The 12,850-nt window shown below is 43.7% G+C and carries 15 protein-coding genes; 11 read left to right on the top strand and 4 right to left on the bottom strand.

Annotated elements, in window-relative coordinates; translation table 11 throughout:
- Nucleotides 1-166 precede the first annotated feature (166 nt).
- From F6K49_RS01570 to F6K49_RS53175, 4 genes are all read left to right on the top strand, one after another.
- Nucleotides 167-1,558 carry a DUF2252 family protein gene (locus F6K49_RS01570; RefSeq protein ID WP_293066107.1) on the top strand — a complete coding sequence of 464 codons (1,392 nt, stop codon included), beginning with the start codon at nt 167-169 and terminating at the stop codon, nt 1,556-1,558.
- 171 nt (nt 1,559-1,729) lie between these two features.
- Nucleotides 1,730-2,047 (top strand): hypothetical protein, encoded by a 318-nt coding sequence (locus F6K49_RS01565; protein WP_075900184.1) that lies wholly within the window; start codon nt 1,730-1,732, stop codon nt 2,045-2,047.
- A gap of 122 nt (nt 2,048-2,169) precedes the next feature.
- The gene (locus tag F6K49_RS01560; protein ID WP_293066110.1) at nt 2,170-3,015 is read left to right on the top strand and encodes a YdcF family protein; all 846 of its coding nucleotides are present in this window, start codon (nt 2,170-2,172) and stop codon (nt 3,013-3,015) included.
- A 151-nt stretch (nt 3,016-3,166) separates the two neighbouring features.
- Complete coding sequence (locus F6K49_RS53175) at nt 3,167-3,640, top strand: hypothetical protein (RefSeq protein WP_366511328.1); 474 nt, start codon at nt 3,167-3,169, stop codon at nt 3,638-3,640.
- A 177-nt stretch (nt 3,641-3,817) separates the two neighbouring features.
- On the opposite strand, the gene F6K49_RS01550 is transcribed toward F6K49_RS53175, so the two are convergent.
- Entirely contained in the window at nt 3,818-4,045 is a 228-nt protein-coding gene (locus tag F6K49_RS01550) for a ferredoxin-thioredoxin reductase variable chain (RefSeq protein ID WP_293023313.1), read from the bottom strand.
- Nucleotides 4,046-4,224: 179 nt separating this feature from the next.
- A complete protein-coding gene (locus F6K49_RS01545; RefSeq protein WP_293023316.1) occupies nt 4,225-6,231 on the bottom strand; it encodes a protein phosphatase 2C domain-containing protein in 2,007 nt (668 codons plus the stop codon).
- Nucleotides 6,232-6,460: 229 nt separating this feature from the next.
- Here F6K49_RS01545 and F6K49_RS01540 point away from each other — a divergent pair, with 229 nt between their 5' ends.
- Nucleotides 6,461-6,892, top strand: a complete 432-nt coding sequence (locus tag F6K49_RS01540) for an NfeD family protein (RefSeq protein ID WP_293093598.1) — start codon at nt 6,461-6,463, stop codon at nt 6,890-6,892.
- A gap of 318 nt (nt 6,893-7,210) precedes the next feature.
- The gene (locus tag F6K49_RS01535; RefSeq protein ID WP_293023320.1) at nt 7,211-8,203 is read left to right on the top strand and encodes an SPFH domain-containing protein; all 993 of its coding nucleotides are present in this window, start codon (nt 7,211-7,213) and stop codon (nt 8,201-8,203) included.
- Between the two features lie 189 nt (nt 8,204-8,392).
- Here F6K49_RS01535 and F6K49_RS01530 read toward each other — a convergent pair whose 3' ends face one another.
- Together F6K49_RS01530 and F6K49_RS01525 are read right to left on the bottom strand one after the other, a co-directional pair.
- The gene (locus F6K49_RS01530; RefSeq protein ID WP_293023322.1) at nt 8,393-8,605 is read right to left on the bottom strand and encodes a hypothetical protein; all 213 of its coding nucleotides are present in this window, start codon (nt 8,603-8,605) and stop codon (nt 8,393-8,395) included.
- Nucleotides 8,606-8,856: 251 nt separating this feature from the next.
- Nucleotides 8,857-9,264 carry a transcriptional repressor gene (locus tag F6K49_RS01525; protein ID WP_293023325.1) on the bottom strand — a complete coding sequence of 136 codons (408 nt, stop codon included), beginning with the start codon at nt 9,262-9,264 and terminating at the stop codon, nt 8,857-8,859.
- A gap of 302 nt (nt 9,265-9,566) precedes the next feature.
- Here F6K49_RS01525 and purS point away from each other — a divergent pair, with 302 nt between their 5' ends.
- From purS to iscB, 5 genes are all read left to right on the top strand, one after another.
- Nucleotides 9,567-9,848 (top strand): phosphoribosylformylglycinamidine synthase subunit PurS, encoded by a 282-nt coding sequence (gene purS / locus F6K49_RS01520; RefSeq protein ID WP_293023328.1) that lies wholly within the window; start codon nt 9,567-9,569, stop codon nt 9,846-9,848.
- On the top strand, nt 9,845-10,540 hold the full coding sequence (gene purQ / locus F6K49_RS01515; RefSeq protein WP_293023330.1) for a phosphoribosylformylglycinamidine synthase subunit PurQ: 696 nt from the start codon (nt 9,845-9,847) through the stop codon (nt 10,538-10,540). Before purS ends, purQ begins: the two co-directional genes overlap by 4 nt.
- Nucleotides 10,541-10,947: 407 nt before the next feature.
- The gene (locus F6K49_RS01510) at nt 10,948-11,250 is read left to right on the top strand and encodes an MSMEG_0570 family nitrogen starvation response protein (protein WP_293023332.1); all 303 of its coding nucleotides are present in this window, start codon (nt 10,948-10,950) and stop codon (nt 11,248-11,250) included.
- Nucleotides 11,251-11,264: 14 nt separating this feature from the next.
- Nucleotides 11,265-11,402 carry a hypothetical protein gene (locus F6K49_RS01505; protein WP_293023334.1) on the top strand — a complete coding sequence of 46 codons (138 nt, stop codon included), beginning with the start codon at nt 11,265-11,267 and terminating at the stop codon, nt 11,400-11,402.
- A 175-nt stretch (nt 11,403-11,577) separates the two neighbouring features.
- Complete coding sequence (iscB, locus tag F6K49_RS01500; RefSeq protein WP_293023337.1) at nt 11,578-12,834, top strand: RNA-guided endonuclease IscB; 1,257 nt, start codon at nt 11,578-11,580, stop codon at nt 12,832-12,834.
- The last annotated feature ends 16 nt before the right edge of the window (nt 12,835-12,850 follow it).

Below are 12,850 nucleotides of genomic sequence, written 5' to 3'. Positions count from 1 at the left end.
ATTTTAAGCTGTTTGCGTAGCGTGAGCTTTGAGCTGACGGCTGACGGCTGACGGCTGACGGCTGACGGAATAGCCTCTTAGAGATCTATTGCTTGATGTTTCATAGATTAACGTAATTTTGAGTTTATTGAGTTGAATGATGAAGACTTGTAAGCAACTAGTTTATGTGAGTGCGTTTGCAATCCTACTTTTACTGACTAACCTATCCTGTGCCTCCCCCGACCGACCGGACCCCCAAATGAAAACCAGCGATCGCGCAACGGTAGTCGTGAAAACGATTCAGGAGGCAAACAGTGACATTTCTAAGCAAGATCGAGAAACTAAATATTGCAAAATGGCTTGTTCTGAATTTGTCTTCTACCGTGGCACTAACCAATTATTTTGGAAAGATTTTGCTGGCGATAATCGCCTCAAGGATTTTGGAAATGCCAAAACCAAGATTTGGTTATCCGGAGATATGCATGCCGAGAACTTTGGGGCATATGATAATAATCGAGGGGAAATCGTTTACCCACTCGATGACTTTGATGATGGGATTATTGCTGATTACCAATATGATGTCTGGCGCATGGGAGCTAGTTTAGCATTGGTCGGTCGTCAGAATGGTTTGTCTGCTGAGGAACAAAACAAGGGGATTGATGCCTTTAGTGAGTCCTATCTTGATACTATGGCTTCCTATCGCGGTAATGATCGTGAACTGGAGACTTACTTCACTAAAGACAATACTTATGGGAAGTTGGATGACTTCCTAGAAGGAGTGGAAGCTAGCGAAAGCCGCCAAAAAATCTTGAAAAAATGGACAGAACTGGACGGAAATCAGCGTCGCTTCGATTTATCCAAGGTTAAGTTAGGCAAAGCTACTGCTTCCGAGCGACAGGATATTCAGAATGCGATCGCAGATTATAAGAAAACGTTGACAAAAAAATTTAAATATGATAAAGATTACTTCCGAGTCAAAGATATTGCGCAACGTTTACTGGCTGGCACTGGTTCCTTAGGAGTGCCCCGGTATTATCTCCTAATTGAAGGCGAGACGTCTTCCCAGAAGGATGACCGGATCTTGGACATTAAATTCCAATCTTCCCCTACTGCCTATGATTACTTGAGTCAGGAGGAACGGGAAAAGTATGATAAAAATTTTAACAATGAGGGTCAACGTCACGCTTTAGCCTATCGAGCCTTAACCAAGTACACCGATAATCACCTGGGCTGGATGAAACTAGGGGATGGGTATTACTCAGTGCGAGAGCGATCGCCATTTAAGGAAACCTTTGATATCACTGAGCTAACCAAAGAGAAACGCTTTGTTAAGCTAGCTGAACAATGGGGTCAAGTGTTGGCAACAGCTCACGCACGAGCTGACAAAGATTTTGATGCCACCTTAGTGCCTTATTCCATAGACAAACAGGTGGATAAGTTGACTGACGGTCGCCACAAGGAGTTTCGGCAATTGGTAAGGGAATTGGCTTTGACTTATGCTGATCAAGTTAAGAAGGACTATGGTTACTTTGTGGACAAGCTGAAACCCAATAGCTGCTCTAGCGGCAGTTGTGACTAATCCTTTTAGTTTAATTGGCTTTGGTAGAATGTAATCCGTTGATATGGCAGAGGGGAAAGCTTCATTAACAGGATAAGCGGTAAAGGGAGGGTCGCGATCTAGTCCCTATAATCTATAACCTCTAACCTCTAACTTAGAAACAAAACAGCTACATACCTTATATTTAATCAGATGAACGGTAAGAAAGACGGTTTTTTAAGCGGGCTTCAAATTTTGGTGTTTTTTATCTTAGCCCTTGCCTTGCTGGGATACGACATCCAATTCAGCTTACTATTTGGTGGCATCGGCGCTTTAGCCGGTGGTTTGATAGTTGACTGGTGGCACCACCCAGACAAACCCAGGGACTTACAACCCCAGCAAGCAGAGTATCCCGAGGAAGGTACTTCTGACTTAACTGGCATCCGTTTAGCTGTACAGGAACGAAAAGTTAGAGAAAAGAGGCGCTCACAAGGGTTACTCAATCCTATTAGTAGATTTTTTAGACGTTAAGCAAGAGGAATTAGTTATTGCTATTGGTCAAAGGTAAATACCGAGATATTTAAGATAGATTAGTGGCAACTGCCACACCACTCTATGGAATAGATGTGGTTTGATCGTCACTAAAATCTAAAATGTTTATATTTATCTCAAAGCTATTGCCACTCTTTCTGTACCCCTTGGGCCTGGCTTGTGTGCTACTGGTAGTAGCTTTGGTAATGTCCTGGCGCAACCCTCGCTGGGTACCGATACCCGTGGCTTTGGCATTAATTGTGTTGTTGGTCTCAAGTAATACTTGGGTGACTAACAGCTTAATACGCTCCCTGGAGTGGCAATATCTTCCTACTTCAGAATTACCTGAGGCTGATGTGATCGTGATCTTGGGGGGAGCGACCAAACCGCCTTTTCCACCACGACCTACTCCAGAAGTGGATGAAGCAGGCGATCGCGTTCTCTATGGTGCTCAGCTATACCGTGAAGGGAAAGCTCCCTGGGTGATTCCTGCTGGTGGTCGGATTGTTTGGGGTTCCAGTAGTAATAACTCTAGCCAACGACTTTCTTCCCAAAGTGCTCAATCCTCACAACGGTTGGCCCCTGAATCAGAAGACATGGCACAGATTCTAGAAGACCTGGGTGTTCCAAGAGCCGCTATCATTCAAGAGTCTAGGTCTTTAAACACTCACCAAAATGCGGTCAATGTGCGGAAAATTTTGGATCAGCGGGATTTGCGCAAGGTATTATTAGTAACTTCGGCCATCCATATGCCTCGTTCTGTCCTGGTGTTCCGGCGTCAGGGTATTGATGTGATCCCAGCACCAACAGATTTTCTAGTGTCTCAATATGAACTGGATGAACCTAACAGTAGTAGTCAAGCTGCTTTGCTACATTCTCTGCCAAATGCTGATCAATTGTCTAGGATTACCCGTGCTATCAAGGAATACATTGGTATAGTCGCTTATCGCATTCGTGGTTGGGTATGACAAGATTATTATTGTTGCTGAAATATTAGGCTCTTCCGTACTTGTTATGCTAAATAAACACTTTGGCGAAGGGACTTCGGAGCAGGGAGCAGGGAGCAGGGGAAAGAGGCAGTATTTAGAAAATTTTGTTAATTAAATAGCCTCATAACCCTTGTACAGTAAGCTTTATGAGTTTTTTGAATTTAAATTTAGCATAGCAGGTAATGAAGAACCAAATATTATCCTTGATAATAGCTTTTATCATAGCTATGAGGTACACAGGATTTTTTCCCTCTTTCCTCTTCCCTTTTCCCTAATTTCTACTCCCTGTTCCCTGTTCCCTGTTCCCTGTTCCCTGCTCCCTAAAACCCATGAATTTGTACCTCATGAGTTTGAAAATAGCTATATTTTCCTAGTTACTATGCCAGAAGAATTCCAACGGATTGTCCCAGCACCACCACCAGCAGCCGATATGTTTGCCACTTACCAGCTAGCTTATGAGTTTAGCCAAGAAGTAGAGCATCGGCAAGAATTTGAAGACTATTGTCAGTGGTATTATTTGACAGCACAAAGCCATCGAGAGGAATTAGAAAAAATGCGTGGTGATATCAACCTTTTTGGTTGGTTCAGTCGCGGCAAGTCGTAGATTAGAATAAACGGATAGCTTATTATCTTAAAATATGGTTGAAAAAATTAAATTTAACACGGATAGTAATAGATATCAATAGATACAGTAATTATCTAACTTTTTCCTATCCGTGCCAACCTGTTTAAAAATCCCTATGATGGTTATTATGATTGCTATAGCTAATAATATAGCCGCCTAGGGGATAATTTCTAATTCATCTTCACGGAAGTGAACTTTTTTAAATTTTTTGTCAAACTTGACTTGTATTGGTAAATTGGCGCTCACGGGCCTACCTTGCCACTCAGAAATTATTCCGGTAACTTCCCCTTCGAGACCTTTAATATCAAAAGGTTTATTCTTGTGTTCGGGATGGGTATATACCACAACTGATTCTTTGACTCGGACGCGATCGCCAACTTTCATATAAGTAACTCTAACTATTATACGGACATCCCTTACCTAAGCTAGGGTTGGCTCAGGCAACCTAATTATTGTCTCACAGAGTGGGTTGTTTACATCTAGCTATCTGATGCCGATGATTCTTGCTTAAAATTATAATAGTGAATTATAATATTAAATTTATTCACGCGCTGGTTTCACCCTTAGTTATCTGGGAGCTCCTGCTCGGTAGGTGAAGACTCTGGTAGATTGGGATCCGGTGATGGTAAAAAGCGATCGCGCATTTTCTGGAAGCCCTCAGGAGCTAGTATCCATTGGGTAGTCAGTAAAATAGCACCAGCCCCAACAAGTATACCGACTACCCCCAGCAGCCCAAACACGGCTCTAATCCAATCCCGGTATGAGCGGGTGGTTTCGGGTTTATTGTCATTGGTTGTGGTTATTTCCGCTGGTACTGATGAAGTCAGAGCGGTTTGCTGCTCCAGATTAACCACCTGTAGTTCTTTTGAGCTAGACATGTCTCCCAAATTTAGCACTGTCGGATATTGGGGAGAGACAGCACAGTATGTTAGCACCACCGAAATGTCATCTTGACCATTATGTTGAAACGCCAGGTCAATTAAAGACTCAGCTGCCGATTCGACGGAAATTCGGTGGCTATTGACTTTTTGCGGTAAATCTCGACCAAATTTTTCAATCAAGTTGTTGTTGCTCAAGCCATCGGAACACAGCAGCAGCAAACCATCTTCTTCCACAATAAAGCGTCGCACAGTGGGACGAAGTAATTCAGCCTCCTTTGTCCCTAAGGCTTGAGTGAGTGCTTGTGCATCAGATCGCTGCAACGCTTGTCGATAAAGACTACGCCCAAGCTTCACCTCCCGAGTAGCCACATCATCATCTACAGTTAGCTGCTGGCAATAGTCGGGAGTAAGCCAGTAAGCACGACTATCTCCTACACTAGCGATATAGATTTCGTGACCATTGGTTTTCCCTTCTGGTGTATTCACCATTTGGGGAAGTTGTAGCGCTAAAGTTAAGGTAGTAGCCATGCGACGCCGGGATTCTCGTTCTTGTTGATCGTTGCGAGAAGAAATCATGTTATTAGCAACCCGGATAATTGCTGATAGATTCTCGGTTACGAGTTCTGGTGTCATCAGCTCCGGATCTTCGTTCAACTCAGCCAGTAATGCCCGAACCTGTAATTTAATCGACTGTAGTGCTAACTGGCTAGCAATTTCCCCCCCTTCGTGACCACCAATACCATCACAAATAATCGACAGGTGAGGAATCAAGGGGTCTTGGGGTTGCTCTGGGTCCTTAATCAAGTCAGCCTTAGTGGGATAGCAACTGTCTTCATTGTGGCTGTGACTTGAACCAGTTGCGGTGATACCAGCAATTTTTAACCGTAACGGCTGCTGAGCAGCTTGCTCAAGTAATAGGTGGTTAAGTTGGGATGCGATCGCACTTAAGGAGGGGTGTTCAGTTTGCAGGTGTTGGGCAATAGCTTGTAGCGGATCCGCCACAGACACTGATGCTTTGCGACACCAAGCTTCCCAGCACTCTCCTAGCTGTTTAAGACTAGCATCGACAGAGGGTTCACTCACAGAATTCGGTTCGCCAGGGGAGTCTGGGGAAACCAATGTATCAAATCCTGTATCAAATCCCCTATCCTCTAGACCATTAGACGGTACAACTGGTGATATACTCGTATCAGCCATGGTATCTTGATATAATTCCCGTAGTCGCAGCCGCCACCCTTCAACTCGCAAATTATTTGGTACTAACAGGCTAGAAGCCACACCCAATTCTGATAAAGGTATCCATAATTCCCAAATTTGCCAAAGCCAATAGACTTGACGCACTGCGGTAGCAGAAGTCCACATCGACTCCATTGAGGGATATAAGTTGCCATTGGCATCGATCGGGGCATTTTCTAGCAAAATGACCACATCTTGACCGGGTGTAGACAGGAAATTCCGTTGCTGTGGCAACTGGCATATCCCATAAACCTCTGGCACATGGAGGCAGTGGGGATACAAGCGTAGGTAAGGAAGAATATGGCCGTTGAGTTGTTCAGGAAAATCCGGTGGCAGTTCTGGCTGCATATCCTGCCAAATTTGCGGGGCAACTACCTGGTAGCGGTCTGCGACTTGTTCTCCAACTGGTAGCTCTACGGCAGCAGAACCCACTGCCCAAAGATAACGATCCACGGCTAATACCTATGAAGTTAATTTACGGCTATACGGTCAAATTCTAGACGGCTGAGATAAATTAGAAGAGGGGTTGTTTGAGCTTTTCAACATTTTCTATCAAAGTTGTCTAGTAAATTAAAGAAAATTCAAATAACTCAGCAACCTATATCTTTGTCTGACGTCAGACAAAATAAAGTAGAGTTACCTGCAACTACTCACCCCATACCCCGTATATTATGATGAGCCGATGGTAAGTTCCTCGATGCTTTGGCTAATTGCCGGGTCAATGCTGTGCTTAGTCGAGCTGTTTGTGCCAACAGCGTTTGTTGCTTTCATGATGGGCATCAGTGCTTTGGTGGTAGGATTTGTGATCTCGATTTTGCCCATACCTTATACCCTACAAGTGGGGTTATGGTTGCTGCTTTCCACTGCCTCAGTCTTTTTATCCCGTCGCCTGATGCCCCCTGCCAGAGTGGGCAAAAATTTGGATGCGATGGAAGCTCAAACCTTGACAGAAATTATGCCAGGGCAAACTGGGCGGGTACTCTATGAAGGGAACTCATGGCGTGCCCGTTGTGAAGACTATGCAGATGCGATCGCATCCAACCAAAAGGTCTACGTAGTGCGCAGGGAAGGCACTACCCTGATTGTTGTGCCTCATCACCTATTGCATGACTGAAGCTGATCGACCATGGGTGCTCTACCAGGTTCAGGGGATAGTGATGGGTTAATGGGGTGATGGAGTAATAGAGTCAACGTTAGATCTATTAGTCCCCCTAGTTACTAGTTGTTGGGAGTCTCCCTGCTCACCGGGTCCAGTATTTTTTGACAAAAGATACGTGGAACAGTCAGGTTGGACAGAGGGGAATAGAGTCAGCTTCAAGCACTTGAGAATCAGACTAAATCAGTCTAAATTAAGTTTTCTGCCCTTCCCCACCCATCCGCTCCCCCTCTAACAACAAATTTGTAAAACACTACCCGAAAGGGAGGAAAGAGCGTGTCACAGTGGTTTTTGCTTGTCTTTTTAGCTTTGGGCGGTTCAGGTCTTCTCGGTTCCGTCAAGATTATTAATCAAGGAAACCAAGCCTTAGTGGAACGATTGGGAAAATATAGTGGCAAAAAACTCGAACCTGGGCTCAACTTTGTCATTCCCGTGATTGAGCAAGTGGTTTACCAGCAAACCATTCGGGAAAAAGTCCTTGATGTGCCACCTCAGCCTTGTATCACCTCCGACAATGTTTCCATTACCGTTGACGCTGTGGTTTACTGGCGGATCATGGATATGGAGAAAGCTTACTATAAGGTTGAAGACCTGCGCTCCGCCATGCAGAACTTGGTGCTAACCCAGATTCGAGCCGAAATGGGGAAACTGGAACTGGATCAAACCTTTACCGCTCGCTCTCAAATCAATGAAACCCTACTGCGGGAATTAGACATTTCCACTGATCCTTGGGGGGTTAAAGTCACGCGGGTGGAACTGCGGGACATTGTGCCGTCTCAGGCAGTGCAGGACTCAATGGAGTTGCAGATGTCAGCAGAACGCCGCAAACGGGCGGCAATTTTGACCTCTGAAGGGGAACGAGAATCTGCGGTTAACACTGCCAGAGGTAAGGCCGAGGCACTAGAGTTAGATGCTGGAGCCCGTAAAAAAGCTGCGATTATGGACGCTGAAGCTCAACAACAGGCAATAGTTCTCAAAGCTCAGGCAGAACGACAGCAGCAGGTTCTCAAGGCACAAGCCACTGCTGAGGCTCTGAAAATTGTGGCTAAGACTCTTGATAATGACCCCAATGCTCGTGATGCTCTCCAGTTTTTACTGGCTCAGAATTATATCGATATGGGTATGCAAGTTGGCACTAGCGAGAGTAGTAAAGTTATGTTTATGGATCCTCGCAGCATTCCGGCAACCATTGAAGGGATGCGTTCGATTGTCGGTGATGGCGACAAGGTTAACCCTAATTCCCTAGGTATGAATGTGAATCAAAGGTGAAGTTCAGCTTCAATTAGCCATACCTAGACGGGTATCACCGTTTAGGTGGGGCTTATGTCTTAAACTAAAAAATCTTCCCATCAAGCAAACCCAGAGCTGTTAAGACAGCCAAGGGATATAGGAATCTATTGAAAGCGGTTTTAGCCAAAGCAGTTTGAACCCGTTGGCAGTAGGATAACCAAAGGATACCTATATCCCTTGAGAAAGTTGCTTGGAACAGAACATCTCACGAGATTCTTGCTTAACATTACCATTCATCACAGCTAGCTGCAGTTTCATGAAGGCATTTAAGTCTTCCAGTGGATATTTTCTAGTTAGAAGCTGCCGTAGCTTATCTTCTTCTGTTACACTCAAATAGCCAGTTTTGAGCGCTTTTTGTACAACTTCCCTGATATTAGCCATAACACAAGCACCTATTAAAATTAGTTAGCACTTTGGAGGCTGAAAGCCGTGCAAAAGCCAATTGAGACTATCCCTCTAAAGTGCTTATCACCATTTTTTAACCTTTTTATGATGTAGACGACACTTAAGTTCTGTGCAATTTTCCATTGTACATTGTACTCGGATCGTGTCTTTGGCTAGCTAAGCCGCTAAGCCAGCATCACCAAGCTTCTGTTAGCACGGCTGTATTAGGTGATTGTGGTATTATATCATTATGGCTCTTGAGATTCTGTAGCCTTAGTTACAGAACACTGTTCACATAATCCGAAAAACTCCAAGGTATGGTAAAAAATCGTGAATTGATAAGAATCTTGCAACTTCTTCTGTAATTGAGGTATGGGACATTCTTCCATGGGAATAGACATGTCACAATTGAGACAAGTGAGGTGATGTTGATCATTTTGTACACCACTGTAGAGGGATTCTCCACTACCAAGAGTCCGGACTTGCACCATTCCTTCTAGTTTTAAAGCATCCAAAGCGCGGTAAACTGTAGCTAAACCCATAGATTGCTTACGTTTGCGCAGCTCTACATAAAGATCTTGGGCCGACATAGCCCGATTCAAGCTTGTGAGCAGTTTCAGAATTCGCTCTTGGGAGCGGGTGCGTTGGCCTTTCATTAATCTTTCTTTAATATCCTATTTTTTTGATGTTAATCGTGCTTGTTGGTTCAAACTGTAAAGAAGGATGAATGATCAACGGATCATCAGCAATAGTGAGCGCGGCTGTGCCCAAATCCCAGGATTAGGCTAGGGCTGGTTACACGCTGTGGCAGCTAAAAAAAATACTAGCTGAAAAAATACTAGCTCAAAAAATATTGCTCAGTAACCTATCAGTAACCTAATTGATAGAATTTTTTAATCCTTGATCGTTCATCCTTGATATTATATCCATTATCATTATATATTGAAAGGGGAGAGTTGTGATTAACAAATATCAGGCTTATATTTATGTTACACTTAGAAACTCGGTATTGGATCCAGCCGGTGTAGCTGTTGAGTCAGGACTGAAGCAGCTAGGCTACGAGAGTGTAGAACAGGTGCGTATTGGTAAATATATCGAACTTAGCCTGAGTGCTGCTAATGAAGATATGGCGCAAGAGCAATTGAATCAGATCTGTGACCAGCTGTTAGCCAACCCAGTTATTGAAAATTATCGCTTTGAATTGGTTGAGATGTCAGCACAACTAGGAGTGGAAGCATGAAATTTGGGGTGGTGGTCTTTCCTGGGTCAAACTGCGATCGCGATTTGGCCTATGTTACAACTAGCTTACTCCAATGTCCAACCAGGATGGTTTGGCATCAAGAAACCGATATTTCTGACTTAGATGTGGTGGTACTCCCTGGGGGCTTTAGCTATGGGGATTACCTGCGCTGTGGCGCAATTGCCCGGTTTTCTCCAGTCATGCCAATGGTGGTAGACCATGCTAAACAGGGTAAATTTGTCCTAGGCATTTGTAATGGTTTCCAGATGCTGACGGAAATGGGGCTGTTACCAGGGGCATTAGTCAGAAATCGGGACTTACATTTTATTTGCGATCGCGTTCCAGTTAAAGTAGAGCGCACTGATTTACATTGGACTACAGCTTATCACCCAGGAGAAATTATAAGTCTACCTATTGCCCATGGTGAAGGGCGCTACTACGCTGATGCTGAAACTCTCAAAGCTCTCGAAGATAATGGTCAGGTATTGTTTCGTTACGCTACTGTTTCAGGAGAGATAGAGACAACAGGTAATCCCAATGGTTCCCTGAATAACATTGCCGGAATTTGTGATACCACTGGCAAAATTTTGGGTATGATGCCCCATCCAGAACGAGCAGCTGATCCGATGTTAGGCAATATCGATGGGATGAGATTGTTTCAGAGTTTGTTAAAGACTTTTGAAGATTGCTAGTGTTATCGATACCACTAATTACCGATAATCGCGACCGCTACATGGGTTCCCTAAACCTTATCTGTCTGCAATAGATTGCAATTATACGGGATCTGGTTGACTGATAAATATTGCCATAAACTGAAGTTTATACTTTTTGTAAATCTGATTAAAATTAGTGGCTGTTAATGCTCGAAAGAGTATTTTAAAAAGTATAAAGAAGCAGAGGTTAGTCGTTGAGTGGACAGCGAGTGTTTGTTAAAATTTATCGTTATAATTAGTTATAGCAAGGGAAGTATAGTTGAGGACATAGTCTTTTAGTTGAAAGGGAGCAGGGACTTCGGAGCAGGGAGCAGAAGATGTCTTAAGCTTTACTTCGACTGCTATAACTAAAAAAAACTAAATATAAAATCGAATAAGATAAAAAAATGCCTGAAACTAACTTTCAAATTGAATGGCCTGATGGTAATCAAGAACTTTGCTATTCCCCTTCTCTAGTGGTCAAGAAATATTTTAATGCTGAGCAAGACTATTCCCTTTCGGAATTTGTGGCACTATCTCGGACTGCGCTTCAGGATGGTAGTGATCGCGTCAAAGCTCAATTTGGTTTCTCTTGTAGCAAAGCACTAGGACAACTGAAGATAATAGAAGACAAAGCGAAAAAGTATAGTAATCTATCTGAACCAAAAGTGCGATTACTTAAATTTATCGATGTCCAACCCACAGAATAATTCAATAAAAATTGATGCAAGCCACTTCTCCTCCAGACTCCACTACTATCCTCGCTGGCTTCCATGCTCTTTCCGATCCCCTGCGCCTGGCAGTGATTGAGCTACTCTTCGTTAAAGCCTGGCAATTCCCGGTAAACTCTGGGATTGCCTAGCGAAGATGCAGACTAAGGATTAGTTTCCTACGTTGGTCTGGTCAGGATACCCGAGGGTGACCTCCAGCTCCCGGCTCTATCGCTAACTATTAAGAAAAGGCAAAATGTGTGGTTAGCATGACAAGCCATTCCAACATTGTCGAGGAACACATTACCGAATTGAGTTGCACTAATCATGCAGAATTACGTATTCGTTATTGACACAAACAAGCAACCATTAAACCCTATTCCACCAAAGAAAGCTCGCCGGTTATTAAACAAAGGTAAGGCTGCCGTTTTTAGGATGTACCCGTTCACAATCATCTTAAAGACTGCGATCAATAATCCAACCATCTCACCTTGTCAAATAAAGATTGACCCTGGTAGTAAGGTAACTGGATTTGCCCTAGTCCAAAACAACCAAGTTATTTGGGGAATGGAATTAGAGCACAGAGGAGGATTAATTAAGAAAAAACTAGAGTCTAGAAGCGCTGTAAGGCGTAGGAGACGTAACCGCAACACCCGCTACAGGAAACCCAGATTCCTTAACCGTAAGCGTCCAGAGGGATGGCTTCCACCTAGTCTAGAACACAGGATTTTGACTATTCAGACTTGGGTAAAACGATTGATTAAATTCTGCCCAGTCAATGAGATTTGGGTCGAAAGGGTTAAGTTTGACACCCAAAAAATGCAAAATCCTGAAATCAGTGGCATTCAGTACCAGCAAGGAGAGTTAGCCGGATATGAGGTTAGAGAGTACTTACTTGAAAAATGGGGAAGAGAATGCACTTACTGTGGTAAGCAATCCGTTCCATTGCAAATCGAACACATTCACCCAAGGTCACTTGGTGGAAGCGATCGCGTAAGTAATCTTTGTTTGGCTTGTAAAAAGTGTAATCAACGCAAAGGTAACAAGCCTATAGAAGACTTCTTAAAAAAGAAGCCAAGTCTACTGCAAAAAATCAAATCTAAAGCTAAGCAGCCATTAAAAGATGCAACAGCAGTAAATGCAACTCGGAACAAGTTAGTTAAGGTACTTCAATTAATCAAGGTTGTGGTCACCGGAACGGGAGCGCAAACCAAATACAACCGGACTAGATTAGAACTACCTAAGCAGCACTGGATTGATGCCGCTTGTGTTGGGGATATTGAGACCTTAGTGTTGAGAACCTCTCAGCCGCTGTTAGTCACTTGCAAGGGACCCGGAGGGAGACAGAAAGCAGCACTTAACAAATACGGTTACCCCATCAGACACAATCCATTAAAACCAATCAAAGGCTGGGTTACTGGGGACATAGCCCAGCATCCTCTACTAGGAATAGGCAAAGTCACCCCTAGAAGCAAAGGAAGCTTTGGATTTACCCCGTTAGGAACCAAGGGCTACAAAAGTTGCAAACCTCAAGATATATCGGCAATATACCGAAAAGATGGATACACTTATAGCTTTTGCTAGTATCTGCCGAGATTTA

This window comes from Moorena sp. SIO3I6 (assembly GCF_010672095.1).
Note: the sequence above shows the minus strand (reverse complement) of the source record. Positions and strands in the feature narration are given on the sequence as shown.

Excerpts from the sequence above, each read along its gene's own strand:
- iscB (WP_293023337.1), top strand. The coding sequence starts at position 11,578 with ATGCAGAATTACGTATTCGTTATTGACACAAACAAGCAACCATTAAAC.
- F6K49_RS01540 (WP_293093598.1), top strand. The coding sequence starts at position 6,461 with ATGGTAAGTTCCTCGATGCTTTGGCTAATTGCCGGGTCAATGCTGTGC.
- F6K49_RS01565 (WP_075900184.1), top strand. The coding sequence starts at position 1,730 with ATGAACGGTAAGAAAGACGGTTTTTTAAGCGGGCTTCAAATTTTGGTG.
- F6K49_RS01525 (WP_293023325.1), bottom strand. The coding sequence starts at position 9,264 with ATGAAAGGCCAACGCACCCGCTCCCAAGAGCGAATTCTGAAACTGCTC.
- F6K49_RS01530 (WP_293023322.1), bottom strand. The coding sequence starts at position 8,605 with ATGGCTAATATCAGGGAAGTTGTACAAAAAGCGCTCAAAACTGGCTAT.
- F6K49_RS01510 (WP_293023332.1), top strand. The coding sequence starts at position 10,948 with ATGCCTGAAACTAACTTTCAAATTGAATGGCCTGATGGTAATCAAGAA.
- purQ (WP_293023330.1), top strand. The coding sequence starts at position 9,845 with ATGAAATTTGGGGTGGTGGTCTTTCCTGGGTCAAACTGCGATCGCGAT.
- F6K49_RS01505 (WP_293023334.1), top strand. The coding sequence starts at position 11,265 with ATGCAAGCCACTTCTCCTCCAGACTCCACTACTATCCTCGCTGGCTTC.
- F6K49_RS01560 (WP_293066110.1), top strand. The coding sequence starts at position 2,170 with ATGTTTATATTTATCTCAAAGCTATTGCCACTCTTTCTGTACCCCTTG.
- F6K49_RS01550 (WP_293023313.1), bottom strand. The coding sequence starts at position 4,045 with ATGAAAGTTGGCGATCGCGTCCGAGTCAAAGAATCAGTTGTGGTATAT.